The organism is Aquiflexum sp., assembly GCF_041751335.1.
Classification (GTDB): domain Bacteria; phylum Bacteroidota; class Bacteroidia; order Cytophagales; family Cyclobacteriaceae; genus Aquiflexum.
In genome coordinates this window covers 1-2960 of record NZ_JBGSXS010000248.1, presented here as the reverse complement: position 1 = coordinate 2960, position 2960 = coordinate 1, and the positions used below count along the sequence as shown (strand labels likewise).

Annotated in this window: 3 protein-coding genes; all 3 read left to right on the top strand. The window is 38.9% G+C overall.

The window, feature by feature from the left end; translation table 11 throughout:
* Positions 1-47: 47 nt before the first annotated feature.
* On the top strand, positions 48-557 hold the full coding sequence (locus tag ACEW8U_RS14035; protein WP_373522681.1) for a hypothetical protein: 510 nt from the start codon (positions 48-50) through the stop codon (positions 555-557).
* Between the two features lie 60 nt (positions 558-617).
* A protein-coding gene (gene prfB, locus ACEW8U_RS14030; RefSeq protein WP_373522680.1) for a peptide chain release factor 2 occupies positions 618-1722 on the top strand; the annotation gives its coding sequence in 2 pieces (ribosomal slippage) (positions 618-677 and positions 679-1722; 1104 coding nt in all).
* A 62-nt stretch (positions 1723-1784) separates the two neighbouring features.
* On the top strand, positions 1785-2960 hold a 1176-nt coding region (locus tag ACEW8U_RS14025), incomplete at its 3' end, for an MFS transporter (protein WP_373522679.1).

The following is a 2960-nucleotide window of genomic DNA, read 5'->3' as shown; positions in this document are numbered from 1 at the left end:
AAAACAGTTTGCCTCATTCTAAGCGAAAGGATATTTTATAAAGAAGTATGAAGCTTGGTTATCTATTTCTTTTATTTTTTTTGCTGATTTTCAACATTCCTGATGCGATTTCCCAGAAATTCATTTTACTTCAAAGAGGAGCCAATGAGAAAACAAGGTTGACTTATGAGATTGGGGAATCCATTACTTATAAAATAGCTGCGTATGATTTTTTTATTACGGATGTTATTCGGGATATCCAGCCTGACCTTATTGTCTTATCAGAAAATATATTATTGCCTAAAAACATTACTTCAGTCGATATTACTGAAAAAGATCCCAGAAACAGTACAATTAGCAACCTATCCTTCCTGGGCTATGGTGGGTCGGTAATATTCCTGGCTGCGGATGCCATCAACAGTCTATATTTGGATGACCGCTTTTCAATCAGCCGCGGGTCAATCATCACATCATCAGTATTGGCAGCTACCGGATTTATACTATCTAAATTGAAATACCGGTTTTTTAAAATTGGCGGCAGAAACAAACTCCAAATCGTAATCCTTTACGGAGAGTAGTAAACTTTAGGTTTCGAGCATAATATTCACGACTTTTGCAGGTCAAAAACTAAATAAATTATGACATCAGACCAGTTGAAAGACTTGAGAGCCCGTGTTTCGGCTTTGAGGAGGTATCTTTGACTACGATAAGAATAAAGCAGAAATAGAAGATTTGGAGGCAGTATCTGCTCAGCCTGACTTTTGGAATGATCCTGAAGAGGCTGAAAAAAGCATGAAGCATATCCAATTGAAAAAAAGCTGGACCAACGCCTACGAAAATGCCGAAACCTTAGTCCAAGACCTTGAGGTTCTTTTTGATTTTTATGCTTTGGATGAAGTTTCTGAAGAAGAAATGAAATCCGAATATAATAAGACTTTGAAAGCTGTAGAAGAGCTTGAGCTTAAAAAGATGCTTAGTAATGAGGAAGATCAGCTTAGCGCCATGCTCGAAATCAATCCAGGTGCAGGAGGTACAGAAAGCAATGATTGGGCTTCCATCCTGATGCGGATGTATATCATGTGGGGTGAGAAAAATGGCTACAAAGTCCGCGAAGTTGATCTACAGGAAGGTGAAGTGGCAGGTATTAAATCTGTGACTTTGGAGTTTGATGGACCTTTGGCTTATGGCTTTTTGAAGTCAGAAATCGGTGTTCATCGATTGGTCAGAATTTCTCCCTTTGACAGTAATGGAAGAAGACATACATCATTTGCCTCGGTTTACGCTTATCCTGTGGTAGATGATACCATTGAGATTGATATCAATCCAGGAGATGTTGAATTGCATACATCAAGATCAGGAGGTGCTGGAGGGCAGAATGTAAACAAGGTGGAGACCAAGGTCCAATTGACCCATAAACCGACCGGAATTGTGGTTGTATGTCAAATTGAGCGATCACAATTGGCCAACCGTGAAAAAGCCATGCAGATGTTGAAATCAAGACTCTATCAATTGGAGATGGAAAAGAGAAATGCTGAAAGGGCAAAAATCGAATCCGGAAAAATGAGGATAGATTTTGGTTCCCAAATCAGGAATTATGTTCTTCACCCTTACAAATTGGTGAAAGATGCACGAACTAGTTACGAAACCTCAGACACCCAAAGTGTATTGGATGGTGAATTAAATGAATTTATAAAAGCCTACCTTCTTGCCCAAAGTGAAGAAGAAGTCAAAAAGGATGAATAATTCCATTAGAAACCTTTTAAAGCCGGTTGGATTTGAGAGGTTTCTTTACTTATAACCCCAACATGCGATTTCTTCCAACATTTTTCACTTTAGATTTTTTTCTGCTCTGTGCCAGTTCATTTTTGTTTTTTGCAAGTTTCAACATGATTATTCCAGAACTCCCCTCCTACATCAGTTCACTGGGCGGGGAAGATTACAAAGGCTTGATAATAGCACTATTCACCCTATCAGCAGGATTGTCGAGACCTTTCAGTGGAAAACTTGCCGATAAAATTGGCAGGATCCCGGTCATGATTTTCGGTGCATTGGTATGTTTGGTGGTAAGTCTCATGTACCCAGTAATTACAAGTGTTGCTGGTTTTTTGTTATTGAGGTTTGTTCACGGATTTTCAACGGGATTTACACCTACGGGTATCTCAGCCTATGTTGCTGATATTATTCCGTTCAACAAAAGAGGCGAAGCCATGGGTCTACAATCATTGTTTGGTTCTTTGGGTATGGCAGCAGGACCTGCTTTGGGTGGATATATAAGCATCATTTGGGGAATTAACCCATTGTTCTATGTTTCTTCTTTTACAGCCGTTTTATCCATTCTTATATTGATCAGACTTAAAGAGACGGTAAAGGACAAAGTGAAATTTCATCCCAGGTTGTTAAAACTTCACCGATACGAAATCATTGAAAAAAGGGTATTAACACCTTCATTGGTTCTGTTTTTAACCGTATTTTCATTTGGTGTGATTTTGACGATAATACCTGATTTTTCCACTCATTTGGGAATAGAAAACAAAGGTGTGTTCTTTGCTGTCTTTACCCTTTCTTCATTGGGTATCAGAATCATTGCAGGACGAGCTTCTGATAAATACGGTAGAATTCCAGTTATGAAGGTAGCCACCTTGTCTATGGCCTTATCCATGTTTATTATTGCTTTTGCAGAGAGTAAGGGAGTGTTTTTATTTGGAGGAGTGATTTTCGGTTGTTCGGTAGGAATGAATTCACCAACTATCTCTGCCTGGACGATTGACCTTTCTTTGGATGCTTTTCGAGGAAGGGCTTTGGCGACCATGTATATAGCGTTGGAGGCAGGCATTGGAATAGGCGCTTTGGTGTCAGGATTTGTCTTTGCAAATGATGTCAAAAACTTTGCTTTGGTTTTTTCACTAGGAGCAGCCACTTCAATTGTGGCTTTTTTCTTTCTTTTGACAATTCCAAAAAATAAAGAAATACCAGTTTTAAAA